The organism is Bradyrhizobium sp. U87765 SZCCT0048 (genome assembly GCF_018131225.1).
Classification (GTDB): domain Bacteria; phylum Pseudomonadota; class Alphaproteobacteria; order Rhizobiales; family Xanthobacteraceae; genus Bradyrhizobium_A.
The window spans coordinates 564,973-587,512 of the sequence record NZ_JAFCMM010000004.1 but is presented as its reverse complement, the minus strand read 5'-3'; the positions used below and the strand labels follow the sequence as shown (position 1 = coordinate 587,512).

Sequence of the window (22,540 nt, the reverse complement as noted above, 5' to 3'; positions counted from 1 at the left end):
TCGAAATTCCGTTCCGCCGTGCATGGCACGGCGCATTGTGTGCGATTGCACGAACAGCGGCCGCTCCGCCGTTCGCGAATCGTTTCACAATATCCTCAAGCGGACTCGACGGGTAAGAGTCCAGACCGTGAACGGTGCGGCGGCGGCGCAAATTGCGCGCGCCGTGACGCTAGCGGCCGGTGGAACCGAAGCCGCCGCTGCCACGTGCGGTGTCGGACAGCGACGCGGCCGGAACCAGTTCGGCCTGCACGACGGGGGCGATCACCATCTGCGCGATGCGCTCGCCGCGGCGGATCGTGAACGGAGCGTCGCCATGGTTGATCAGCAGCACGCTGATCTCGCCGCGGTAGTCGGCGTCGATCGTGCCAGGCGAGTTGAGCACGGTGACGCCGTGCTTGGCCGCGAGGCCGGAGCGCGGCCGCACCTGCGCCTCGTAGCCGTCGGGCAGTGCGATGGCGAGGCCGGTCGGGACCAGCGCGCGGGCGCCGGGCGCCAGCGTCACCGGCGCGGCGTCGGGAACCGCGGCGAGAAGGTCGAGGCCGGCGGCGTGGCTGGTCTGGTAGGCCGGCAGCGGCAGGCCCTCGCCATGAGGGAACTGCTGCACGTCGATACGAACGGGTGTGGTGGTGGTCATGAGGCGGGGGATCCAATGGCGTCGGCGATGCGCGCGACCAGCGTGGTGGCGACGTCGTCCTTGGTCATTACCGGCCAGGAGTCGATCGCATCGCTGTCGCGCTTGAGGAGGTGAATGGTGTTGCGGTCGCCGCCCATCACGCCGCTCGCGGGCGAGACGTCGTTGGCGACCAGCCAGTCGCAGCCCTTGCGGGCGAGCTTGGCGCGGGCGTTGTCGATGAGGTGCTCGGTCTCGGCGGCAAAGCCGATCACCAGCGGCGGCCGTCCCTGCGTCCGGTGCGAGATGGTGGCGAGGATGTCGGGATTCTCGGCGAAGCTCAGCGTCGGCAGGGCGCCTGCGGTCTTCTTGATCTTCTGTTCGCCCGCATTGGCGACACGCCAGTCGGCGACCGCTGCGGCGAAGATCGCGACGTCCGCCGGCAATGCGCCCTCGACCTGCGCCAGCATGTCGCGCGCCGATTCGACATGGCGCACGGCGACGCCGGCCGGATCGGCGAGGTTGACCGGGCCGGACACCAGCGTCACCTGCGCGCCGGCGGCGGCCGCCGCCGCGGCGATGGCGAAGCCCTGCTTGCCCGAGGAGCGGTTGGCGATATAGCGCACCGGGTCGATCGGCTCGTGGGTCGGGCCGGCGGTGACCAGGATGCGTTTGCCGGCGAGCGGCTTTGGCTGCGGCGGCCGCAGCAGCGACAGCGCGGCGGCGGCGATCTCCAGCGGCTCGGACATGCGGCCGACACCGGCTTCGCCCCGCTCCGCCATTTCGCCGGCATTGGGGCCGACCAGACGCACGCCATCGCGCTGCAGCTGCGCGACGTTGCGGCGGGTCGCGGCGTTGGCCCACATCAGCGGGTTCATCGCCGGCGCCAGCAGGATCGGCCGGTTGGTGGCGAGCAGGATGGCGCTGGCGAGGTCGTCGGCGTGGCCGTTGGCGATCTTGGCCATCAGGTCCGCCGTCGCCGGCGCCACCAGCACCAGGTCGCAGTCGCGGGCGAGGCGAATGTGGCCGACGTCGAACTCGCTGCGCGGGTCGAACAGGTCGGTGAAGCAGGGCTCATGCGCCAGCGCGCTGACGCTGAGCGGCGTGATGAACTGCTGGGCTGCCGCGGTCAGCACGCAGCGGACGTCGATCGCCCTCTCCTTGAGGCGGCGGATGAGGTCGAGCGACTTGTAGGCGGCGATGCCGCCGCCAATGATCAAGGTGACCCGCCGGCGGTCCTGGCCGGGCTGCAGGGCCGGTTCCGGGCGGGGCGCGGCGGATGGCGGCGGCGTCTCCGCAGTCTCTCCGTCGGCGCTTGCGGCCTCCCGCAGGATGACGCGCACCTCGTCCTCGACCGAGCGGCCGTGGCGGGCGGCGCGCAGCCGCAGCTCCGCCTTGAGGGCCTCGTCGAGCTTGCGGATCGTCAGGCTGGCCATGGCAGCGCCCCAACTTCAGACCGACTGAGGCTAGCAAATGATTGCAATGCAATCAATTGATTGCCTGCAATGCAGGCAAGAGCGTCAGCTGATCTTCCAGAGAATCGCCAGGAACGTCAGGGCGATCACCCACAGCGCGCGGGTCTGCCAGCGGTTGCGCCGCGCCTGCGCCTTGGCGAGCGCGGCGACCGTGTCCGGCGCAAGCACGAGGCCGTCCCGGGTCATCGCCTCGACCTGCTCCAGCGCGCTCACGGCGCGGGCGGCAATCGCCGGCAGGCCGGAGAACAGCTTGCCGAGCTGGCCGGCGCCGCTCATGGCGCCCTCGATGCGGCCAACCGGGCCGAGGTTGCGCTCGATCCAGGCGCGCACCACCGGGTCGGCGGTTTTCCAGATGTCGAGCCGGGGGTTGAAGCTGCGCGCGACGCCTTCCACCACCACCATGGTCTTTTGCAGCAGGATCAGTTCCGGCCGCGTGCGCATGTCGAAGAGGCCGGTGACCTCCAGCAGCAGCGTCAGCAGCCGCGCCATCGAGATTTCGTCGGCGCGGCGGTTGTGGATCGGCTCGCCAATGGCCCGGATCGCCTGGGCAAAGTTTTCGATCGAGTGGTGCGCCGGCACGTAGCCGGCCTCGAAGTGCACCTCGGCGACGCGGCGGTAGTCGCGGGTGATGAAGCCGAGCAGGATCTCGGCGAGAAAGCGCCGCTCCTTGAGGCCGAGACGGCCCATGATGCCGAAGTCGACGGCGACCAGGCGGCCGCTGTCGTCGACGAACAGGTTGCCGGGATGCATGTCGGCATGAAACAGGCCGTCGCGCAGCGCGTGCTGCAGGAAGCTCTGGATCACCTTGCGGCCGAGGTCGGGCAGGTCGACCTGCGCCGCCTCCAGCCGTGCGCGATCGCTCAGCGGCAGGCCCTCGATCCATTCCATCGTCAGCACGTGATGGCTGGTGCGGTCCCAGTCCACCGTCGGCACGCGGAAGTCGGGATCGTCGCGGGTGTTCTCCGCCATCTCGGACAGCGCCGCGGCCTCGAGCCGCAGGTCCATCTCCATGGCCACCGAGCGCGCCAGGGTGTCGACGATCTCGATGCTGCGCAGCCGCCGCGCTTCCGGCGACAGCGCCTCCGCGGTGCGCGCGGCGAACATCAGCGCGCCGAGATCGCGGCGGAAGCGCTCGGCGATGTTCGGCCGCAGGATCTTGACTGCCACGGGGCGGCGCACGCCGTCCTTCTCGATTTCGGCGCGGTGGACCTGGGCGATGGAGGCTGCGGCGACCGGCGGGCTGAAGCTCGCGAACGCCTGGGTCAGCGGCCGCTCCAGCGACGAGGCGACGACCGCCTCCGCTTCTTCCTGCGAGAACGCCGGCAGGCGGTCCTGCAGCCGTTCGAGATCGCGCGCCATCGCGACGCCGACGACGTCGGGGCGCGTCGCCAGCACCTGGCCGAGCTTGACATAGGTCGGGCCGAGCCGGGTCAGCGCGCGGGCGAGGCGGGGGCCGGACTTGGCGTCACGGCGCTCGACCAGCCGCGCGAGGCGCAGCATCATGCGCAGCGGCGGCGGCAGCGGTGTCGGATCGACCACCGCGAAGGTGCCCTCGCGGGCCACGACGAAGGCTGCGCGGATCAGGCGCAGCACGTGGGGGATCGCGGAGATCACAAACGCCAGCCCGAATGCAGGTTCACGATGCCGCCGGACATCGGCTGAAAGCCGACGCGGGCAAAGCCGGCAGCGCGCATCATGTCGGCGAAGGCCGGCGGGCGCGGAAAGCGGCGGATCGATTCGACGAGATAGCGGTAGGATTCGGCGTCGCCGGTGACGGCACGGCCGATGGCCGGGATCACGTTGAAGGAGTAGAGATCGTAGATGCGGTCGAGGCCGGGCACATCGACGGCTGAGAATTCCAGGCACAGGAAACGCGAGCCGGGCCGCAGCACGCGGTAGGCCTCGCGCAGCGCGGCGTCGATGCGCGGCACGTTGCGGATGCCGAAGGCGATGGTGTAGGCATCGAAGCTGCGGTCGGCGAAGGTCAGCGTTTCGGCATTGCCCTCGACGAAGGTGACGCGGTCGTCGAGGTTGAGCTTGACGGCGCGGTCGCGGCCGACCTCCAGCATGTCGGTGTTGATGTCGCACACGGTGGCGTGAAAGCCGAAGCCTGCCGCCTGGGCGGCGCGGAACGAGATGTCGCCGGTGCCGCCGGCGACGTCCAGCAGCGCGAACGGCGTGTCGCCGCGCGGCGGATTGAGCGCCGTGATCATGGCGTCCTTCCACAGCCGGTGGAGGCCCGCCGACATCAGGTCGTTCATCAGGTCGTAGCGCGCCGCGACGCTGTGGAACACATCGTTCACCAGGGTCTGCTTGTCGCCTAGCGGCACGTCGCGGTACCCGAAATGGGTGGTCTGGTCGGGTTGGTCCATCACTGTCTGTCTCCGGCGGCGGACCATAGCGCGCCCGGTCCGCCTGCGCTACAAGCCAGCATCGTTAACGGCTGGCCTGGCCCGCGGCGAGCGTTGCCGATAACCGTGCCGGCGGGTTCATGTACGAGGCCGTTTCGTGACAATCAAGCTTACCCGCGCCATGACCCGAGCCGCTGCCCGCGCCAACCGAATGTCCGCCGATGCCTGAACTCCCCGAAGTCGAGACCGTTCGCCGCGGCCTGCAGCCGGTCATGGAAGGCCAGCGCATCGCCAGCGTGGAGACGCGCCGCCACAATCTGCGCTTTCCGTTCCAGAAGGATTTCGTCGGCCGGCTCGAGGGCCAGACCATCGTCGGCATGGGGCGCCGGGCCAAGCTGCTGATGGCCGAGCTGTCGTCCGGCGACGTGCTGCTGATGCATCTGGGCATGTCCGGCTCGTTCCGCGTCGTCAAGCATGCCACCGCGACGACCCCGGGTCATTTCCATCACGAGCGCAGCGCCGACCGCGCGCACGACCATGTCGTCTTCCACATGGCGTCGGGCGCCATCGTCACCTTCAACGATCCCCGCCGCTTCGGCTACATGAAGATCGTGGCGCATGACGAACTCGCCGACGAGCCGTTCCTGCGCGGCCTCGGGCCGGAGCCGCTGAGCCATTCGTTCGATGCCGCGGTGCTGGCGGCCGGCTGCGTCGGCAAGAAGACCAGCCTCAAGGCGGCGCTGCTCGATCAGCGCGTCGTCGCCGGGCTCGGCAATATCTATGTCTGCGAAGCGCTGTTTCGCGCCCATCTGTCGCCGAAGCGGCAGGCCTCGACGCTAGCGCTGCGCAGCGGCGCGCCGTCCGATCATGCGAGGCGGCTGGTGGATGCGATCCACACCGTGCTCGATCAGGCGATCGAGGCGGGCGGCTCGTCGCTGCGCGATCATCGCCAGACCACCGGCGAACTCGGCTATTTCCAGCACTCGTTTCGCGTCTACGACCGCGAGGACGAGAAGTGTCCGACAAAGGGTTGCAAGGGCACGATCAAGCGTTTCACCCAGAACGGCCGCTCGACCTTCTGGTGTCCGACCTGCCAGAAGTGAGATCGCCACAGAATTGCAGCCGGAATAAGTGCGGCGACCTCGGGGTGTGCCGTGCGCGATTGTCGCACATGACCGCGCTTGGCGTTTCAAAGATCACTTTCGGATGCAGATCACCCGCAGCAGCGACGCCTTGATGTCGCCGGGCTTGCTGTCCGCGGCCGTCGGCGCGACCTTGTGCCGGGCGAGGAACTGACGCACGACTTCTGCCGGCACGAGCGTCGCCTGAACCGGCGCCGGCGCGGTGCTCGCGACCTGGGGTGCCCTGAGTTGCGCGAGCCCGACGACCTTGCCGTCGGCATCGGTGACCGCCGCGCCGGCGAAGCCGAGGCCTGGCGCCGGATCGAGACGCACGCCGCCGCCATCGCTGACCAGCCGGGCCGTCATGCTGGTCGCTGCTGCGCCGCCGCCCTGCGCTTGCGGGTCGGCGATGCCGCTCACGGCGACATCGGATTTCACCGCGCCACCCAGGCTCGCGGCCTTCAGCCCGCTCGCGCCATAGAGCCGCAACAGCACGAGCTGGCGCGTGGCGTCGTCGGCGACGCGCTCGGCATGGCCGTAGGGCGGCACGACAACGGTCTCGCAGGCGTCGATGGCGTTGCGGTCGGTGACGATGGCGCCATCGGGGCTCACCACCACGCCGGTCGCATACTCCACCTTCTTGCGTGGCGGCGGAGGCGGCGGCGCAGCCGCGGCGCCGGCGAACGGCGCGAATGCGCTCGACATCGCGATCACCACCGGCTCCATGGTGCCTTCGGTCGCCTGGTCGTAGAGGATGGTCAGGCCGCGCACCTCGTTGCCCTTGATCTGGCCGCGGACGTAGAATTTCTTCAGCCCCTGCAAGCCCGACAGCACGAAGAAATCAGGCTTCACCACGCTGTAGTCGACGCGGCGGCCGGCAGGCTCCTTCTTCTCGCGCTCGGCGATCGCTGCGATCGTGAGGTTGGTGTCCCGCGTGCGCCAGGTCTCGATCTGGATCTGGCCCTGGGCCGATGCCCATTTGGTGCCGGTTGGCGAGGTCGTCTGCGTCGGCACCAGCTTGGTCGGCAGGCCGAGCTTGATGCTGTTGACCGGATCGAGTCCGATCTTCCAGCCGACGCTGTCCTGCAGCGCCTTCGCGGCGGCGGACAGCGCGCCACGTTCCTGCGGCGTCAGTGTGCCTGTCGGCTTGCCGCCATTGTCCTTCTGGAAGGTACGGATCGCCGCGGCCGTGCGTTCGCCCGGCTCGCCGTTGATGGCGCCGTTGTAGACGCCGACCCATGCGAGGTCCGACTGGATCGCCTGACGCTCCTGGGTCGCCTGCACCGCGGCAGGATCGACCGGCTTCGGCGCGGCGGTCGCCGGCTTGGGCGGCACGGGCTGGGCTGGCGCGGTCGAGCCGTCAGGCCTGACCGACAGGGTGCGGACCGGTGTCTGCGCGATCGCCGCGACACCTGAGAGGGCCACCATCAGCGTGGCGGCGATCAGCGGCTTCATCAGTCGGCCTTCGCGGTTTGTTCTGGCCAGTGTCCCGAATCCGAAGTCCGCATCACCGGACGTGAAGCGAACTTCCGAACCACCGCACTGGCGTGGCGGGGGTAAGTACCATATCTGCTTGGTCGGCCATAGCGCGGCGGCGGTTCAGCGTCGCCATGCCATGCCGGCATGACCGGGCCGCGACAGCGACCTTCAGACCTTGAAAGGAACGGCCCAGCGTGCTGAGCGCGGAAGAACTGGAGCGGTATGCGCGCCACATCGTGTTGCGCGAGGTCGGCGGCCCCGGCCAGGCGAAGCTCAAGGCAGCCCGGGTGCTGGTGATCGGCGCCGGCGGGCTCGGCGCTCCGGCGCTGATGTATCTCGCCGCCGCCGGCGTCGGCACGCTCGGCGTCATCGACGACGACGTCGTGTCGCTGTCCAACCTGCAGCGCCAGGTCATCCACACCACGCCGGACGTCGGTCGGCCGAAGGTCGAGAGCGCCGCCGAGACCGTGCAGGCGCTCAATCCGCATGTCGCATTCCAGGCCCACGCCACGCGCCTGACGGCCGCCAATGCGCTGGAGCTGTTCGCCGGCTACGACATCGTCGCCGATGGTTCGGACAATTTCGCCACGCGTTATCTGGTGTCGGACGCCTGCTACCTCGCGGGGAAGCCGCTGGTCACCGCGGCGCTCGGGCTGTTCGACGCCTCGCTCACCACCATTCGCGCCCATGAGCGCAATGCCGAGGGGCAGCTCAATCCGACCTATCGCTGCCTGTTTCCCGATCCGCCACCGCCCGGCACGGTGCCGAGCTGCGAGGAAGCCGGTATTCTTGGTGCGCTCGCCGGGGTGCTCGGCGCCATGACCGCGCTCGAGGTGATCCGCGAGATCGTCGGCTTCGGCGAGGGGCTGGTCGGCCGTCTGCTGATGATCGACGCCCGCGCCATGCGGTTCGAGACGCTGCGCTATGCCCGCGATCCGGCCAATCCGCTCAACGGCGACCATCCGGCCATCACGGATCTGCGCGGCCACCGCTGATCGTGGCCGCCGGCTTGCCGTACGTCAGTGCGGGCGGGCGCGCCGCGCCCTGGCAGCCTTCACGGTGTTCTCCATCAGGCAGGCGATGGTCATCGGTCCGACGCCGCCGGGCACGGGGGTGATCGCGCCGGCGACCTTCACGGCCTCCTCGAACGCGACGTCACCGCGCACATCGTAGCCGCCATCGGCCTTCTCGACACGCGTGGTGCCGACGTCGATGACGATGGCGCGTGGCTTGATCCAGTCGCCGCGCACCAGGCCCGGCTTGCCGACGGCGCTGACCAGGATGTCGGCGCCACGGCAGATGAACTGGGTGTCGCGGGTGTGGATGTGGGTCTGCGTCACCGTTGCGCGCTCTTCCAGCAGCAGCGCGGCCATCGGCTTGCCGACGATGTTGGAGCTGCCGATGACCACGGCGTGATAGCCGGTGAGGTCGGGCACCAGCGACTTGATCAGCTTCATGCAGCCGAGCGGCGTGCACGGAATGAGCGCATCCGCGCCATGCAGCAGCTTGCCGGCGTTGAGCGCGTGCAGGCCGTCGACATCCTTGGCCGGATCGACCGCGGCCATGACGCGCAGGGTGTTGATATGCGGCGGCAGCGGCAGCTGGACGAGAATGCCGTCGATGTCGTCGCGTGCGTTGAGCTTGGCAATGATCGCCAGCAGGCCCGCCTCGGAGACGTTGTCGGGCAGGATCTCGGTCTCGCCGCGCAGGCCGACCGCCCGCGCCGTCCGCACCTTGTTGCGGACATAGATGGCGCTGGCCGGGTCGCCACCGACCAGGACGACGGCCAGGCCCGGCGCCTGCGGCAGGGCGGCGATATCGGCGGCAACGGTGTCGAGAAGAAGCTGGGCGTGCTTGCGCCCGTCGATGATGTCCGCGGTCATGGCACCCTCATTGGGAAGTGGTGCCCAGGCGCGCGGCAGCAAACCCCTGCGCTCCCCGATGGTGGCCCATCCAAGCGCCAGTCGCGCAGAGGCCCGCCTGATAGCGGCTCGGGCCGGCCGGGACAATGGCCGGCAGCGCATTGGTGGCGCGGCAGTCCTGCGCGCGCCGCATCACGGGTGGGTCGCAGCTTGCAGGGAACCCGCCGCGGCAGCGGCCTAGAAAATGAAGCCGGTGTGGATGAACTTGGACTCGTGGTTCTGCACGATGTCGTCCAGCAGTTTCTTGCTGGCCTCGGTCTGCTTTGCCGCCACCATCGAGCGGATCGAGAACGAGCGCAGCGCGTCGGTCACCGACAGCGTTCCCTCGGCCGAATCCTTGCGTCCGGTGAACGGGAAGATGTCCGGCCCGCGCTGGCACTGGCAGTTGATGTTGACGCGGCACACCTGGTTGACCAGCGGGTCCACCAGCGTGCCGATCTCGGCCGGATCGGAGCTGAAGATGCTGACCTGCTGGCCGTGCTCGGAGGTGATGACATAGTCGAGCGCGGTCTCGATGTCGTCGAACGGCATCACGGGCACCACCGGGCCGAACTGTTCCTCGCGGTACAGCTTCATGCCCTCTTGCACCGGGTAGACCACGGCAGGATAGAAGAACGTCTCGCAATGCGCACCGCCGCCGGGATTGACGATGCGCGCGCCCTGCGCGAGCGCATCCTCGACACACGCCGTCATGTAGGCGGTCTTGCCGGGCTCGGGCAGCGGGGTGATGTTGACGCCGGCGTCCCACGGCATGCCGACCTTGAGCTTCGCCAGCTCCTCGGTGAAGCGCGCGAGGAAGCGCTCCACGATCGACGAATGCACGATCAGCATCTTGAGCGCCGTGCAGCGCTGGCCGTTGAACGACAGCGCGCCGAGCAGGCATTCCTTGACCGCGAGTTCGATGTCGGCGTCGGCGAGCACGATGGCGGCGTTCTTGGCGTCGAGGCCGAGGATGGCGCGCAGCCGGTTGGCCTTCGGGTGCAGCTTCTTGAGATGGTCGGCGACCTTGCTGGAGCCGATCAGGGTCAGCGTGTTGACCTTGCCGGAGCCGAGCAGATACGGCACCACTTCGGCGCCCTGGCCGTACACGGTGTTGATCACGCCCTTGGGAAAGGCATTGCGGAACGCCTCCAGCAACGGTGCGAACAGCAGCACGCCGAACTTCGGCGGCTTGAACAGCAGCGTGTTGCCCATGATCAGCGCCGGGATCAGCGTCGCGAAGGTCTCGTTGAGCGGGTAGTTGTAGGGACCCATGCACAGCACGACGCCGAGCGGGGTGCGCCGGATCTGGCCGATGGTGCCCTCGGCGATCACGAAGCGCGAGGAGGTGTTGTCGAGGTCGCGCAGCGCGTCGATGGTGGCGCGGATGTAGTCGACGGTGCGGTCGAATTCCTTCTCTGAATCGGCAAAGCTCTTGCCGATCTCCCACATCAGCAGCTTCACCACCTCGGCGCGGCGCGCCACCATTTCCTTGGTGAAAGTCTGCATGCAGGCGATGCGGTCCGCCACGGTCATGGTCGGCCACGTGCCGCGGCCGTTGTCATAGGCGGCGACCGCTGCGGCGAGCGCGTCTTCCGCCTCGGCGGTGCCGCCATGGGGAATGCTGCCGAGCACCACCGGCGTCAGCGCGCCGGCGCCATCGCGCAGCCGGATCGGCGAGACGACCTGCTGGGTGCCGCCGTTCCAGTCCTTCAGCCGGCCGTCCACCAGGGTGAAGCGCTGGTGCAGCGGGCCGTCCAGCCGATGCGCGGCGGGAATGTCGCCATCGGTAGGATAGAGCTGGAGGAGCTGCCGGCTGTCGATCATGGGCCACCCGTCGGTCATGCGTCGCTGCGAAGTCTCGCAGCATAACCCGGCGACAATGGGATTTTACGACATAAAGATTCGGCAGGGCGCCCCAAATGCTGGGCAGAAAGGGGATGAGGTGTCGGCCGAACGGGCGACGCGTCCGGATGATGTCCGAGCTTCTCGATCAGGTTGTTGTTGCGAGCTACGGTTGCGGAAGATCGGTCGTCAATCGCCGCCTTGTTGTCCAGGCTTTCCTTGCGCTGGAGCTCCGTTTTCGAGCGAGCGCCGCTTTGAACCCTGCGTCCTTCATTCTTGCCTTGTGCGAAGGGCGACCTTCAGTCAGTTGCCAGTGACTTCGCAGCAATTTGATCGCTTCGATGGGGTAGAGACCTGCGTCGTACATCCAGTGGTGAGTCTGGCACAGGAACGCGAGATTGTCGGGAGAGTTGTTGCCGGCATTTTGGTCAAGATGGGCGACAGTCAAACACGTGGGGATTTCCAGGCCGCAGATGACACAGCAGTGAAACTTGCAGGCGCTCTCGGCCGTGCGGCGAGCGGTCCACTGTTTTCGCTGCAGCATTGGCGGATCACCAGTCGGTCCTTGATCCGCCATGTTCGGCCTCTCGTTACAGCATCCCCGGCAGCACGCGGTCCGGCGGCTTGTGGCCGTCGAGGAAGGTGCGGATGTTGATGATCACCTTTTCGCCCATCTCGACGCGGCCCTCGATGGTGGCCGAGCCCATGTGCGGCAGCAGCACCACCTTGCCGGCGCGGGCGAGCCGCACCAGCTTGGGGCTGACCGCCGGCTCGTGCTCGAACACATCGAGGCCGGCGCCGGCGATGTCGCCGGCTTCGATCAGCTTGGTCAGCGTGTCCTCGTCGATGATCTCGCCGCGCGCGGTGTTGACGATGTAGGCGTTCTTGCGGACCAGCTTGAGCCGCCGCGCGGACAGCAGGTGGAACGTCGCCGGGGTATGCGGACAGTTCACCGAGATGATGTCCATGCGGGCGAGCATCTGGTCGAGGCTCTCCCAGTAGGTGGCGCCGAGCTCTTCCTCGATCTGCGGCGCGACCGGGCGGCGGTTGTGATAGTGGATCTGCAGGCCGAAGGCGTGGGCGCGGCGGGCGACCGCCTGGCCGATGCGGCCCATGCCGATGATGCCGAGCCGCTTGCCGCCGATGCGGTGGCCGAGCATCCAGGTCGGCGACCAGCCCGCCCAGTCCTTGCCGTCGGTCAGGATGGTGGAGCCCTCGGCGAGGCGGCGCGGCACCGCGAGGATCAGGGCCATGGTCATGTCGGCGGTGTCTTCGGTCAGGACCTTCGGCGTGTTGGTCACGGTGATGCCGAGGTTGTGCGCGGCGGTGACATCGATGTTGTCGACGCCGTTGCCGAAATTGGCGATCAGCTTCAGCTTGCGGTCGGGCTGGTTGAGCACCTTCTCGTCGACCTCGTCGGACACGGTCGGAACCAGGATGTCGGCCGTGCGCACCGCCTCGGCGAGCTGGTCCTGGGTCATCGGCTGGTCGTCGAGATTGAGGCGGGTGTCGAACAGCTCGCGCATCCGCGTCTCGATGCTGTCCGGCAGCTTGCGCGTGACGACGACGAGAGGTTTCTTCCGGACAGTCATGCTGTGCTTTCCGCGCCTTGGGGCCCGCCCCCGCGCCGCGATGTGCGGTGCGGGCGTTCAGGCCGAACCAGAATAAGCGGCGCGTCGGATTCGTGCAGCTTCGTCAGTGCAGCAAAGTCACACGTCGCGTCGCGCTGTTGCGTTTCCCACCGCTCCCGCCGGCCTGTTGAGACCTCGTTAACCGGGCTGTCCGAAACTGCAAGTCCGCACCGGATACCAAGCTCTCGCCGGCTCTTGTCGTGAGGGTCGTATCGGGTCCTCTCTAGCAGAAGGCCCGCCCAACACAAGAACCCATCGGGAACCCGGACAGGTGCGGCCGCGGCCTGTCGGGACGGCCGGCGTCCTCCCCGCGAGGCGCGTGTCGGCGCGGCGGACACGGCCGGTGTGGTGGTTCAGAGCAGCCCGCGGGAGGTACCCAAACCGCTCGCGAACCAAAGCCGCACTGGATTCAAAGACTTCTGTGCCCTTCGCTTTTCGAAGTTCGTGAAGGGGTTGCCGCGCTGGTCCGCGAACTTCGAAAAGCGGGCGCTGGCGTCCTTTCGAAAGTCGCTTTCGGAAGTGCTGGTCAGTGAGAGCGAATGTCGGAATTGGATGCTAGGAACGGGCAATGGCGTTGAAGTGCTATTGGGGTGTGGCGGTGCTGGCGGGTTTGTTCTGCCATGTGGGGGTCACCGCGGGACACGCTGCCAAGGATGTGATGGGGCCGGTCAGCGGCCTGCCGATGCCACGCTACGTCAGCCTGAAATCAGATCACGTCAATGTTCGCGGCGGTCCCACCAAGGACAATGACGTCAGCTGGGTCTACACCCGCGTTGGACTGCCGGTGGAGATCACCGCGGAGTTCGAGAACTGGCGGCGGGTGCGGGATTCCGAAGGCGCCGAGGGCTGGGTCTACCATTCCCTGCTGTCGGGCAAGCGCACCGCGGTGGTGACGCTGAAGTCGAAGGACGATGTGGCGCCGCTCTACGACCGCGCCGATCCGACCAGCGCGGTGTCGGCGAAGCTGCAGGCCGGGGTGATCGCGTCCGTCAAGCGCTGCACCAGCGGCTGGTGCCGCATCACCGGCGCGGGTTTCGACGGCTGGATCGAGCAGCAGCGGCTGTGGGGCGTGTACGCCGACGAGAAGATCGACTGACGCTGCCCGGCACCGTGTCCAAACGAAAAGGCCGCGCCCGGGGCGCGGCCTTTTCGTTTCTGTTGTCGACCCGGCGAAGCAATTGCGGTCAAACGGCCGGGCGCTCAGCGCACCTTGCGCAGCCGCACCACCATGTCGATGCGGGCGATCTCGTAGCCTTCCGGCACGTCGGGCATCTTCTGCAGCACGAGGTGCGGATCGGCGATGTCGACCAGCTCGTGGTTGCCCTCGAGGTAGAAATGGTGATGGTCGCTGACGTTGGTATCGAAATAGGTCTTGGTGCCATCGACGCTGACCTGACGCAGGAGGCCGGCCTCGGTCAGCTGGTTCAGCGTGTTGTAGACGGTGGCGAGCGACACCGGCACCTTGGCCTGGATCGCTTCCTCGTAGAGCATTTCCGCGGTCAGGTGACGGTCACCCTTGCCGAACAGCAGCCACCCAAGCGCCATGCGCTGACGGGTCGGGCGCAGGCCCACCGACTGCAGCATCTCGTTGACGTCGTGCCACGGGCACCCCGTCAGGGTCGGCATGCGGACCGCCCCGAGGATATCGGCGTCGCTCTGATCGTCGGTGATGATCAAGTCACTCATTTTACTACTTAAATCTGCCCGGTTCGGATCGCCGTCTTTATGACGGTGCAATTATAGGAAAGGATGCAGCTACATGCAAGTTTCTCGCAACTGTCTCCGCCATGCACCGTCAGGGGCCGGACGCCGCCCCGCACGGTCCGTGAGGGTCACGACCGTGGAACCGGGTGCGGCGCAACATGTGGCGATCTCCGGGCAAATTGCCCCTATATGATTGATCCACAGCGGCTTTGCCCCGCCTGAGCCCTATGATAGAGAGCGCCCGACAGCACGGATTATTCCATCCGGAATCCAGCAACCTGAGGGGGCGAGCACGGCATGCACGATCGGCGCAGCAGTTATGAATATGAGGACCTGCTGGCGTGCGGTCGCGGCGAGATGTTCGGTCCCGGCAATGCGCAGCTGCCGTTGCCGCCGATGCTGATGTTCGACCGCATCACCGAGATCAGCGCCGACGGTGGCGAGTATGGCAAGGGCCTCATCCGCGCCGAGCTCGACGTCAAGTCGGATCTCTGGTTCTTCGGCTGCCACTTCAAGGGTGACCCGGTGATGCCGGGCTGCCTTGGTCTCGATGCGCTCTGGCAGATGGTCGGCTTCTATCTCGGCTGGCTCGGCGGCGAGGGGCGTGGCCGCGCGCTCGGCATCGGCGAACTCAAGTTCTCCGGCCAGGTTCTGCCGAACGTCACGAAGGTCGTGTACAATATCGACATCAAGCGCGTGATGCGCGCCAAGCTGATGCTCGGCATTGCCGACGGCTGGCTTTCGAGTGACGGCGAGATTATCTACCGCGCCAAGGATCTGAAGGTGGGGCTGTTTCGGCAGGATGCCGTGATGCAGCCGTAAGGCTGGTCAGGACTCTGCCGGACAGTGAGCCGCGATTTGCGGCTTCGTCGTCGCAAAATCGTCGCAGCACATCTAATCTCAAGTCGGCTAACGTCGATATCTTTCAAAGTGAGGCTACATCATGAGGCGCGTTGTGGTGACCGGGATGGGGATTGTCTCGTCCATCGGTAACAACACTCAGGAAGTGCTTTCGAGCCTGCATGATGCCAGGTCCGGCATCTCGCGCGCTGACAAGTATGCCGAACTCGGCTTCCGCTGCCAGGTGCACGGCGCGCCGACCCTCAATCCGGCCGACGTCGTCGACCGTCGCGCGATGCGCTTCCTCGGCGAAGGCGCTGCGTGGAACCATGTCGCGATGGAACAGGCGATCCGCGACGCCGGCCTCGAGGACAACGAAGTCTCCAACGTCCGCACCGGCATCATCATGGGCTCCGGTGGTCCGTCGACGCGCGCTGTGGTCGAGGCCGCCGACATCACCCGCACCAAGGGGCCAAAGCGCGTCGGTCCGTTCGCCGTGCCGAAAGCGATGTCGTCGACGGCATCCGCGACGCTCGCCACCTGGTTCAAGATCAAGGGCGTCAACTATTCGATCTCCTCGGCTTGCGCGACGTCGAACCATTGTATCGGCAACGCCTACGAGACCATCCAGATCGGCAAGCAGGACATCGTCTTCGCCGGCGGCTGCGAAGAACTCGACTGGACGCTGTCGGTGCTGTTCGACGCGATGGGCGCGATGTCGTCGAAGTACAACGAGACGCCGGCCACTGCCTCGCGCGCCTATGACGCCAACCGCGACGGCTTCGTGATCGCCGGCGGCGCCGGCGTCGTGGTGCTGGAAGAGCTCGAGCATGCCAGGGCGCGCGGCGCCAAGATCTATGGGGAGATCGTCGGCTACGGCGCGACGTCCGACGGCTACGACATGGTCGCTCCGTCGGGCGAGGGCGCGGAGCGCTGCATGCGCATGGCACTGTCGACCGTCAATGTGCCGATCGACTACATCAATCCGCATGCGACCTCGACCCCGGCGGGCGATGCGCCCGAAATCAACGCGATCCGCAACGTGTTCGGCGCCGGCGACAAGTGTCCGCCGATCGCCGCGACCAAGTCGCTGACCGGCCACTCGCTCGGCGCCACCGGCGTGCAGGAAGCGATCTATTCGCTGCTGATGATGAACAACGGCTTCATCTGCGAGAGCGCCAACATCCAGGAGCTCGACCCGGCGTTCGCCGACATGCCGATCGTGCGCAAGCGCATCGACAATGCCAGGATCGGCGCCGTGCTGTCGAACTCGTTCGGTTTCGGCGGCACCAACGCGACGCTGGTGTTCAAGCGGCTGGAGGCGTGAGCCCGGCCGAACGATCGTTGCGATGCGCCCCGCGTCCGGCGGAGCGCGCACGCTTCCACAGTCATGGCGCCACACTGTCACCTGTCTGTTGCAGGTGATGCGCAAGGGTAGCGCCGATCATCCAATCTCATAACGACGGAGCGATGTGATGGCAGGCTTGATGCAGGGCAAGCGCGGATTGATCCTCGGGGTCGCCAACGATCACTCGATCGCCTGGGGCATCGCCCGCACGCTGTCGGCGCACGGCGCAGAGCTCGCCTTCACCTATCAGGGCGATGCGCTGGCTCGCCGCGTCAAGCCGCTCGCCGAATCGCTGGGCGTCGAGACCGTGCTGCCGTGCGATGTCGAGGATATCGCCAGCGTCGATGCGGTGTTCGACACGCTGAAGCAGAAGTGGGGCACCATCGACTTCCTGGTGCATGCCATCGGCTTCACCGACAAGAACGAGCTGCGCGGCCGCTATGTCGACACCACGCGCGCGAACTTCTCGCGCACCATGGTGATCTCCTGCTTCTCCTTTACCGAGCTCACCAAGCGCGCCGCCGAGATGATGCCGAATGGCGGCTCGATCATCACGCTGACCTACGGCGCCTCGATGCGGTCGATGCCGAACTACAACGTGATGGGCGTCACCAAGGCGGCGCTGGAAGCCTCGGTGCGATACCTCGCCGCCGACTTCGGGCCGCAGAACATCCGTGTCAACGCCATCTCGGCGGGGCCGGTGCGCACGCTCGCCGGCGCCGGCATCGGCGAATCGCGCGCGATGTTTGCGTTCCAGGAAAAGCACTCGCCGCTCGGCCGTGGCGTCACCCTCGACGAGCTCGGTGGCTCGGCGCTCTACTTGCTGTCGGAGTTGTCGGGCGGCGTCACCGGCGAGATCCACTACGTCGATTCCGGCTACAACAGCATCCTGATGCCGAAGCCGAGCGCGCTGAAGGCCGACGAGGCGTAAGCCGGCCGTCTCCAGAACGTCGTGGTTTGAAATGGGATCCAGGTGATCCCTCCCCCTGAGGTGGCTATAGCCCCGGCTTTAGCCGAGGCGTCTCTTGAAGAGCCACAAGTCGGGCAAGCCCGACTTGTGATGGAGCATGGCCCTCGAAGGGCGACGGCCAGTGCAGCAGCCTCGGGGCCGTTGATCCTTGGAGGCTCGCTTTCGCTCGCACCTCAATATGACGGATTGCGGCTCGGTCTGAAGCCATGCTGCTCCGGGACACGGTCGATGGCAGCGCAAACGGCTCACCGGTGATCACCGGCCGCGATCGTCGCATCGCGCAATGCTCCGCGAAACCCGTGCGAAACCCGGATGTCGCTGCGCTCATCCGGGCTGCGATTCTCGCGACGGCGCCTCAGCCGAGCGACAGCTGCTGCGCGCGCTGGAACGCGGGCCGTGCCGCGCAGAGATCGAGATAGCGATCGAATGCCGGCCGCGTCGGCACCATCTTGAAACGTCGCACCGCGACGTCGAGGCCGGAGCCGATGACGACGTCGGCGGCGGAAAAATCCTCGCCCAGCAGCCACGGGCCCTTGTCGAGGGCCTGCTCCAGGACGTCGAACACCTGCGTCGCGTCGCCCCAGCCCGCGGTGCTGGCGGGCACCTGGATCTTGGTGAAGATCTGGATGATCGCCGGCTCGATGCAGCTCGGTCCGAAGAACAGCCAGTAGTGATAGCGCGCGCGGCGGGGGTCGCCGAGCGGAGGGGCGAGCCTGGCTTCGGGATAGCGCTCGGCGACATAGGCGCAGATCGCCGCCGCCTCGCCGAGGCCGGCGTCGCCGTCCTGCAGGCCGGGCACCTTGCCCATCGGATTGATCGCGAGATAGGCGGGGGCCTTTTGCGCGCCGGTCGAAATATCGGTCAGCACGCGCTCATAGGGCTGCCCGGTCTCCTCCATCAGCCACAGGGCGGTGAAGGAGCGGCTCTTTGGCGAGAAGTACAGTTTCATCATGGCGTTTCCGGCTGGCGTGAGAGGTGCGCGATGGCGGCAACTGCCATTGTGCGGCGTCTTATAGCCTAAATCTATCGTGCAGGTGCCGTTCGCTGGCAAGACATGCTGTGCGCGCTGTGGCCAGTGGCTGCCACGTGTGGGACCGGAATCACGCCCGGCTTAAAAAAAGCCGCCGGGCGCAGGGCCCGGCGGCTCGAATGTGCGCTGCTGCGCGGCTTGCGCCGCGACGCTGCCGTGGCGGTGTCAGTGCTTCACGAGATCGAAGCGGTCGGCGTTCATCACCTTGGTCCAGGCCGCGACGAAGTCCTTGACGAACTTCGCCTTGGCGTCGGTCGAACCGTAGACCTCGGCGAGTGCGCGCAGCTGCGAGTGTGAACCGAAGATCAGGTCGACGCGGGTGCCCGTCCACTTGACCTCGCCGGTCTTGCGGTCGCGCCCTTCGTACACGCCGTCCGCAGCCGGGTGCCACTGGGTCGCCATGTCGAGCAGGTTGACGAAAAAGTCGTTCGTCAGCGTCCCCGGCTTCTTGGTGAAGACGCCGTGCGCGGACTTGCCGGTGTTGGCGCCGAGTACGCGCAGGCCGCCGACCAGCGCCGTCATTTCCGGTGCGGTCAGCGTCAGCAGCTGGGCACGGTCGACCAGCTGCTGCTCGGGCGACAGACGCTGCCGGCCGCCGCGCGTGTAGTTGCGGAAGCCGTCGGAGGTCGGCTCGAGCGGGGCGAACGAATGAACGTCGGTTTTGTCCTGGGATGCGTCGACGCGGCCCGGCGTGAACGGCACGGCGATGTCGTTGCCGCCGTCCTTGGCCGCCTTCTCGATCGCGGCGCTGCCGCCGAGAACGATCAGGTCGGCAAGCGACACCTTCTTGCCGGTGGCGTTGAACTCCTTCTGGATGTCCTCGAGAGTCTTCAGCACCTTGGCGAGCTGGGCCGGTTCGTTGACCTCCCAGTCCTTCTGCGGCGCGAGGCGCACGCGGGCGCCATTGGCGCCGCCGCGCTTGTCGGAGCCGCGGAACGTCGCAGCCGACGCCCATGCCGCCGACACCAGTTCGGACACCGACAGGCCGGAGGCGAGGATCTTGGCCTTGAGCGCGGCGATGTCCTGCTCACCGATCACCTCGTGGTCGAGCGGCGGCAGCGGGTCCTGCCAGATCAGCTCTTCCTTCGGAACGAGCGGGCCGAGGTAGCGTGCCAGCGGGCCCATGTCGCGGTGGGTCAGCTTGAACCAGGCGCGCGCGAACGCGTCGGCGAACTCGTCCGGGTTCTCGTAGAAGCGGCGCGAGATCTTCTCGTAGGCCGGGTCGAAACGCAGCGCGAGATCGGTGGTCAGCATCGACGGTGCGTGGCGCTTCGACTTGTCGTGGGCGTCCGGCACGGTGTTCGCGCCGGCGCCGCCCTTCGGCTTCCACTGATGCGCGCCAGCCGGGCTCTTGGTCAGCTCCCAGTCGTAGCCGAACAGGTTCCAGAAGAAGTTGCTGCTCCACTTCGTCGGCGTGGTGGTCCAGATCACTTCGAGGCCGCTGCCGATGGCGTCGCCCCCCTTGCCGCTGCCGAACTTGTTCGACCAGCCGAGACCCTGTTCCTCGATGGTGGCCGCTTCCGGATCGGGGCCGACCAGGGCGGCGTCGCCGGCGCCGTGGGTCTTGCCGAAGGTGTGGCCGCCGGCGATCAGCGCCACGGTCTCTTCGTCGTTCATCGCCATGCGCGCGAAGGTCTCGCGGATGTCACGTGCGGCCGCCAGCGGATCCGGATTGCCGTTCGGGCCTTCCGGGTTGACGTAGATCAGGCCCATCTGCACGGCGCCGAGCGGGTCTTGCAGGTCGCGGTCGCCACTGTAGCGCTCGTCGGCCAGCCACTTGCCTTCCGGACCCCAGTAGATCGACTGCTCGGGCTCCCAGGTGTCGGCGCGGCCGCCGGCGAAGCCGAACGTCTTGAAGCCCATCGATTCCAGCGCGACGTTGCCGGTCAGGATCAGCAGGTCGGCCCACGAGATCTTGCGGCCGTACTTCTGCTTGATCGGCCACAGCAGGCGGCGGGCCTTGTCGAGGTTGACGTTGTCAGGCCAGCTGTTGAGCGGCGCGAAACGCTGCTGTCCGGCTCCGGCGCCGCCGCGGCCATCGCCGATGCGGTAGGTGCCGGCGCTGTGCCAGGCCATGCGGATGAACAGCGGTCCGTAGTGGCCGAAGTCGGCCGGCCACCACTCCTGCGAGTCCGTCATCAGGGCATGCAGGTCCTTGATCACGGCGTCGAGGTCGAGAGTCTTGAATTCCTTGGCGTAGTCGAACGCCTCGTCCATCGGGTTCGACAGCGTCGAGTGCTGATGGAGGACCTGAACGTCCAGTTGATTCGGCCACCAGTCACGGTTGGTGGGGCCGCGGGCGGCGCCCGAAAACGGACATTTGGTTTGATCGTCCATGTCTTTCTCCTTTGACAAATTCCAGACTGGCTGGCGCCCAATCTACGCAAGGCTGTTCATCAGGTGAAGCCATCTATGCTGATCGAGCCGATAAGATTTGCTGATGAAGTTTCGATGACGGTTTGATGCCGGCGCGCCGGACGGCTGGAAAGCATGGGACAGGTGTGCGGCGGCCGTCTGCGATACAGATCAAGAGTTCGCGGGGGAGGCTGCCGGTGCCCGCGAGACAAGACGCCGCAGCTCGCCGGTGCATCGCTCGCGCAGGGATCGCCGCGAACGATTCCTGCGAATCGGGGGCGCAAAAAAGCCGCCGCGCCCGATCTGGGCGCGGCGGCCTGGTATCGTGAGCGCGCGAAACGAGAGGCGCGCAATTATCCTTCGCGGCCGATCAGGCCCGGCGATTCGCCCGGCGACAGCAGCACCTTCCAGATCAGCGCGCCGATGGCGGCGCCGATCAGCGGCGCGACCCAGAACAGCCACAGCTGGCTGATCGCCCCGGTCTGGGCGAACAGCGCGGCCGCGGTCGAGCGCGCCGGATTGACCGACGTGTTGGTCACCGGAATCGAGATCAGGTGGATCAGCGTCAGGCCAAGACCGATGGCAATCGGTGCGAAGCCGGCGGGCGCCGCTTTCGAGGTCGAGCCGAGGATGATCACCAGGAAAGCGGCGGTCAGCACCACCTCGATCAGGAACGCCGCGAACAGGCTGTAGTGTCCCGGCGACAGGTCGCCGTAGCCATTCGAGGCGAAGCCGCCGACCTTGAAGTCCGGCGCGCCGGAGGCGATCGCATAGAGAATGGCCGCAGCGACGACGCCACCGACGACCTGGGCGATCCAGTAGGGAATGAGCTCGCGCCATTCGAAGCGGTTGGCGATCGCGAGGCCCAGCGACACCGCCGGATTGAAATGACCGCCGGAGATGCCACCGACGGCATATGCCATGGTGAGGACGGTAAGGCCGAACGCCAGCGCGACGCCGGCAAATGCGATTCCCAGTTGCGGAAAACCGGCAGCAAGAACCGCACTGCCACAACCTCCGAACACCAGCCAGAATGTTCCGAAGAACTCCGCCGCGAGCTTTCTCGTCATCGCTGCTTCCCCTGATCATCAACACGCGGTTGAGTCGCGCACCCCTAGGTAACAAATCGGGATTCTCTGTTCCAGCGAATGAACCGGCGATGAATTCAAGCCATTGAATTCGCGATGGTTACAGGTTGCGCGGACGCATCGCGCCAGCCTTGCTGCAGTGCGATTGCGCGGTCGAATCACGCGGCGGAGCCGCGCCTGTCGTGTTCAGACACCGGACGAAGCGTCGGGAGAACTGGCCGGCTGCGCGCGGATCGCCGCCGCGAATGCATTCAGCGTGGCGGTGATTTGGCGCGCGAGGTCCGGATCGGAGACGATCGCCGCGGCGTCCATTCCCCTGGCGAGAAGCGGAAGCGTCAGCGCCGCGGCGTCGACGAGTTGCGCCGACATCGTCGTCAGCACGAGGCGCAGTGCATCCTGCGCCGCCGATGCGCGCGGCGAGGCGTTGAACAGCGCCACCGGCTTGCCAGGGAAGGTCGTGCTGCCGACCAGCCAGTCCAGTGCGTTCTTGAACGATCCGGGGATGCCGCGGGCATATTCGGGGCAGGAGATCAAAATGCCGTCCGCGGCCTCGACCCGGGCCCGCCACGCTGCTGCTGGCGGCGGCATGGCATCCTCGAGATCGGGATTGAAGTGCGGCAGCTGCGCCAGATCGACATAGGGCGTGATCGCCATGCCGGCCGGCGCAAGGCGCCGCGCCGCCTCGAGCAGCGACGTGTTGGACGAGACGGTGCGCAGGCTGCCCGAGACTGACAGGATGATCATCGCGAAAGCCCCTTGCGTGCGCGAATCGGCGGAGCGGCAATGCTCGCC

The 22,540-nt window shown here is 67.1% G+C and carries 20 protein-coding genes and 1 riboswitch; of the genes, 6 read left to right on the top strand and 14 right to left on the bottom strand.

The annotated features are described in order from the left end of the window. Positions 1–169 precede the first annotated feature (169 nt). The 4 genes from dut to ubiE all read right to left on the bottom strand — a co-directional run bounded on the left by dut (position 170) and on the right by ubiE (position 4,457). Positions 170–634 carry a dUTP diphosphatase gene (dut, locus tag JQ639_RS25490; RefSeq protein WP_211968776.1) on the bottom strand — a complete coding sequence of 155 codons (465 nt, stop codon included), beginning with the start codon at positions 632–634 and terminating at the stop codon, positions 170–172. Then, entirely contained in the window at positions 631–2,046 is a 1,416-nt protein-coding gene (coaBC, locus tag JQ639_RS25485) for a bifunctional phosphopantothenoylcysteine decarboxylase/phosphopantothenate--cysteine ligase CoaBC (protein WP_211968777.1), read from the bottom strand. The genes dut and coaBC overlap by 4 nt, the downstream gene beginning before the upstream one ends. A gap of 84 nt (positions 2,047–2,130) precedes the next feature. Beyond that, positions 2,131–3,699 carry a 2-polyprenylphenol 6-hydroxylase gene (gene ubiB / locus JQ639_RS25480; protein WP_211968778.1) on the bottom strand — a complete coding sequence of 523 codons (1,569 nt, stop codon included), beginning with the start codon at positions 3,697–3,699 and terminating at the stop codon, positions 2,131–2,133. Continuing rightward, positions 3,696–4,457, bottom strand: a complete 762-nt coding sequence (gene ubiE, locus JQ639_RS25475) for a bifunctional demethylmenaquinone methyltransferase/2-methoxy-6-polyprenyl-1,4-benzoquinol methylase UbiE (protein WP_211968779.1) — start codon at positions 4,455–4,457, stop codon at positions 3,696–3,698. Before ubiE ends, ubiB begins: the two co-directional genes overlap by 4 nt. A gap of 200 nt (positions 4,458–4,657) precedes the next feature. Here ubiE and mutM point away from each other — a divergent pair, with 200 nt between their 5' ends. Further along, the gene (gene mutM, locus JQ639_RS25470) at positions 4,658–5,539 is read left to right on the top strand and encodes a bifunctional DNA-formamidopyrimidine glycosylase/DNA-(apurinic or apyrimidinic site) lyase (protein ID WP_211968780.1); all 882 of its coding nucleotides are present in this window, start codon (positions 4,658–4,660) and stop codon (positions 5,537–5,539) included. Between the two features lie 93 nt (positions 5,540–5,632). Here mutM and JQ639_RS25465 read toward each other — a convergent pair whose 3' ends face one another. Further along, the gene (locus JQ639_RS25465) at positions 5,633–7,012 is read right to left on the bottom strand and encodes a serine protease (protein WP_211968781.1); all 1,380 of its coding nucleotides are present in this window, start codon (positions 7,010–7,012) and stop codon (positions 5,633–5,635) included. Positions 7,013–7,230: 218 nt separating this feature from the next. Here JQ639_RS25465 and JQ639_RS25460 point away from each other — a divergent pair, with 218 nt between their 5' ends. After that, entirely contained in the window at positions 7,231–8,031 is an 801-nt protein-coding gene (locus tag JQ639_RS25460) for a HesA/MoeB/ThiF family protein (protein ID WP_211968782.1), read from the top strand. A 24-nt stretch (positions 8,032–8,055) separates the two neighbouring features. Here JQ639_RS25460 and JQ639_RS25455 read toward each other — a convergent pair whose 3' ends face one another. The 4 genes from JQ639_RS25455 to JQ639_RS25440 form a co-directional block, all read right to left on the bottom strand. After that, positions 8,056–8,919, bottom strand: a complete 864-nt coding sequence (locus JQ639_RS25455) for a bifunctional 5,10-methylenetetrahydrofolate dehydrogenase/5,10-methenyltetrahydrofolate cyclohydrolase (RefSeq protein ID WP_211968783.1) — start codon at positions 8,917–8,919, stop codon at positions 8,056–8,058. A 15-nt stretch (positions 8,920–8,934) separates the two neighbouring features. Then, positions 8,935–9,014, bottom strand: a riboswitch (ZMP/ZTP riboswitch). Between the two features lie 121 nt (positions 9,015–9,135). Then, on the bottom strand, positions 9,136–10,764 hold the full coding sequence (locus JQ639_RS25450) for an NADP-dependent glyceraldehyde-3-phosphate dehydrogenase (protein ID WP_211968784.1): 1,629 nt from the start codon (positions 10,762–10,764) through the stop codon (positions 9,136–9,138). A 184-nt stretch (positions 10,765–10,948) separates the two neighbouring features. Then, positions 10,949–11,359 carry an HNH endonuclease signature motif containing protein gene (locus tag JQ639_RS25445; protein WP_211968785.1) on the bottom strand — a complete coding sequence of 137 codons (411 nt, stop codon included), beginning with the start codon at positions 11,357–11,359 and terminating at the stop codon, positions 10,949–10,951. A 13-nt stretch (positions 11,360–11,372) separates the two neighbouring features. Next, complete coding sequence (locus JQ639_RS25440) at positions 11,373–12,374, bottom strand: 2-hydroxyacid dehydrogenase (protein WP_211968786.1); 1,002 nt, start codon at positions 12,372–12,374, stop codon at positions 11,373–11,375. A 607-nt stretch (positions 12,375–12,981) separates the two neighbouring features. Between JQ639_RS25440 and JQ639_RS25435 the strand changes: the two genes are divergently transcribed. Further along, on the top strand, positions 12,982–13,509 hold the full coding sequence (locus JQ639_RS25435) for an SH3 domain-containing protein (protein WP_211968787.1): 528 nt from the start codon (positions 12,982–12,984) through the stop codon (positions 13,507–13,509). Between the two features lie 104 nt (positions 13,510–13,613). Here JQ639_RS25435 and irrA read toward each other — a convergent pair whose 3' ends face one another. Then, the gene (irrA, locus tag JQ639_RS25430; RefSeq protein ID WP_371745170.1) at positions 13,614–14,099 is read right to left on the bottom strand and encodes an iron response transcriptional regulator IrrA; all 486 of its coding nucleotides are present in this window, start codon (positions 14,097–14,099) and stop codon (positions 13,614–13,616) included. A 315-nt stretch (positions 14,100–14,414) separates the two neighbouring features. On the opposite strand from irrA, the gene fabA reads away from it, so the two are divergent. From fabA to fabI, 3 genes are all read left to right on the top strand, one after another. Continuing rightward, the gene (gene fabA / locus JQ639_RS25425) at positions 14,415–14,939 is read left to right on the top strand and encodes a 3-hydroxyacyl-[acyl-carrier-protein] dehydratase FabA (RefSeq protein ID WP_211968788.1); all 525 of its coding nucleotides are present in this window, start codon (positions 14,415–14,417) and stop codon (positions 14,937–14,939) included. 121 nt (positions 14,940–15,060) lie between these two features. Then, on the top strand, positions 15,061–16,284 hold the full coding sequence (gene fabB / locus JQ639_RS25420) for a beta-ketoacyl-ACP synthase I (RefSeq protein WP_211968789.1): 1,224 nt from the start codon (positions 15,061–15,063) through the stop codon (positions 16,282–16,284). A 148-nt stretch (positions 16,285–16,432) separates the two neighbouring features. After that, positions 16,433–17,236, top strand: a complete 804-nt coding sequence (gene fabI, locus JQ639_RS25415; protein ID WP_211968790.1) for an enoyl-ACP reductase FabI — start codon at positions 16,433–16,435, stop codon at positions 17,234–17,236. A 394-nt stretch (positions 17,237–17,630) separates the two neighbouring features. Here the strand turns inward: fabI and JQ639_RS25410 are convergent, their stop codons facing one another. The 4 genes from JQ639_RS25410 to JQ639_RS25395 all read right to left on the bottom strand — a co-directional run bounded on the left by JQ639_RS25410 (position 17,631) and on the right by JQ639_RS25395 (position 22,492). Beyond that, on the bottom strand, positions 17,631–18,227 hold the full coding sequence (locus JQ639_RS25410; RefSeq protein WP_211968791.1) for a glutathione S-transferase family protein: 597 nt from the start codon (positions 18,225–18,227) through the stop codon (positions 17,631–17,633). 243 nt (positions 18,228–18,470) lie between these two features. Beyond that, positions 18,471–20,642: a catalase/peroxidase HPI gene (katG, locus tag JQ639_RS25405; protein ID WP_211968792.1), complete on the bottom strand. Its 2,172-nt coding sequence runs from the start codon at positions 20,640–20,642 to the stop codon at positions 18,471–18,473. Positions 20,643–21,013: 371 nt separating this feature from the next. Next, the gene (gene aqpZ, locus JQ639_RS25400) at positions 21,014–21,730 is read right to left on the bottom strand and encodes an aquaporin Z (RefSeq protein ID WP_211968793.1); all 717 of its coding nucleotides are present in this window, start codon (positions 21,728–21,730) and stop codon (positions 21,014–21,016) included. Positions 21,731–21,934: 204 nt separating this feature from the next. Next, a complete protein-coding gene (locus JQ639_RS25395; RefSeq protein ID WP_211968794.1) occupies positions 21,935–22,492 on the bottom strand; it encodes an NADPH-dependent FMN reductase in 558 nt (185 codons plus the stop codon). Between the last annotated feature and the right edge of the window lie 48 nt (positions 22,493–22,540).

What these genes read in the sequence shown, in the direction of transcription:
- dut (WP_211968776.1), bottom strand. Translation starts at nt 634, where the DNA reads ATGACCACCACCACACCCGTTCGTATCGACGTGCAGCAGTTCCCTCAT.
- coaBC (WP_211968777.1), bottom strand. Translation starts at nt 2,046, where the DNA reads ATGGCCAGCCTGACGATCCGCAAGCTCGACGAGGCCCTCAAGGCGGAG.
- ubiE (WP_211968779.1), bottom strand. Translation starts at nt 4,457, where the DNA reads ATGGACCAACCCGACCAGACCACCCATTTCGGGTACCGCGACGTGCCG.
- mutM (WP_211968780.1), top strand. Translation starts at nt 4,658, where the DNA reads ATGCCTGAACTCCCCGAAGTCGAGACCGTTCGCCGCGGCCTGCAGCCG.
- JQ639_RS25465 (WP_211968781.1), bottom strand. Translation starts at nt 7,012, where the DNA reads ATGAAGCCGCTGATCGCCGCCACGCTGATGGTGGCCCTCTCAGGTGTC.
- JQ639_RS25455 (WP_211968783.1), bottom strand. Translation starts at nt 8,919, where the DNA reads ATGACCGCGGACATCATCGACGGGCGCAAGCACGCCCAGCTTCTTCTC.
- JQ639_RS25450 (WP_211968784.1), bottom strand. Translation starts at nt 10,764, where the DNA reads ATGATCGACAGCCGGCAGCTCCTCCAGCTCTATCCTACCGATGGCGAC.
- JQ639_RS25445 (WP_211968785.1), bottom strand. Translation starts at nt 11,359, where the DNA reads ATGGCGGATCAAGGACCGACTGGTGATCCGCCAATGCTGCAGCGAAAA.
- JQ639_RS25440 (WP_211968786.1), bottom strand. Translation starts at nt 12,374, where the DNA reads ATGACTGTCCGGAAGAAACCTCTCGTCGTCGTCACGCGCAAGCTGCCG.
- JQ639_RS25435 (WP_211968787.1), top strand. Translation starts at nt 12,982, where the DNA reads ATGGCGTTGAAGTGCTATTGGGGTGTGGCGGTGCTGGCGGGTTTGTTC.
- irrA (WP_371745170.1), bottom strand. Translation starts at nt 14,099, where the DNA reads ATGAGTGACTTGATCATCACCGACGATCAGAGCGACGCCGATATCCTC.
- fabA (WP_211968788.1), top strand. Translation starts at nt 14,415, where the DNA reads ATGCACGATCGGCGCAGCAGTTATGAATATGAGGACCTGCTGGCGTGC.
- fabB (WP_211968789.1), top strand. Translation starts at nt 15,061, where the DNA reads ATGAGGCGCGTTGTGGTGACCGGGATGGGGATTGTCTCGTCCATCGGT.
- fabI (WP_211968790.1), top strand. Translation starts at nt 16,433, where the DNA reads ATGGCAGGCTTGATGCAGGGCAAGCGCGGATTGATCCTCGGGGTCGCC.
- JQ639_RS25410 (WP_211968791.1), bottom strand. Translation starts at nt 18,227, where the DNA reads ATGATGAAACTGTACTTCTCGCCAAAGAGCCGCTCCTTCACCGCCCTG.
- katG (WP_211968792.1), bottom strand. Translation starts at nt 20,642, where the DNA reads ATGGACGATCAAACCAAATGTCCGTTTTCGGGCGCCGCCCGCGGCCCC.
- aqpZ (WP_211968793.1), bottom strand. Translation starts at nt 21,730, where the DNA reads ATGACGAGAAAGCTCGCGGCGGAGTTCTTCGGAACATTCTGGCTGGTG.
- JQ639_RS25395 (WP_211968794.1), bottom strand. Translation starts at nt 22,492, where the DNA reads ATGATCATCCTGTCAGTCTCGGGCAGCCTGCGCACCGTCTCGTCCAAC.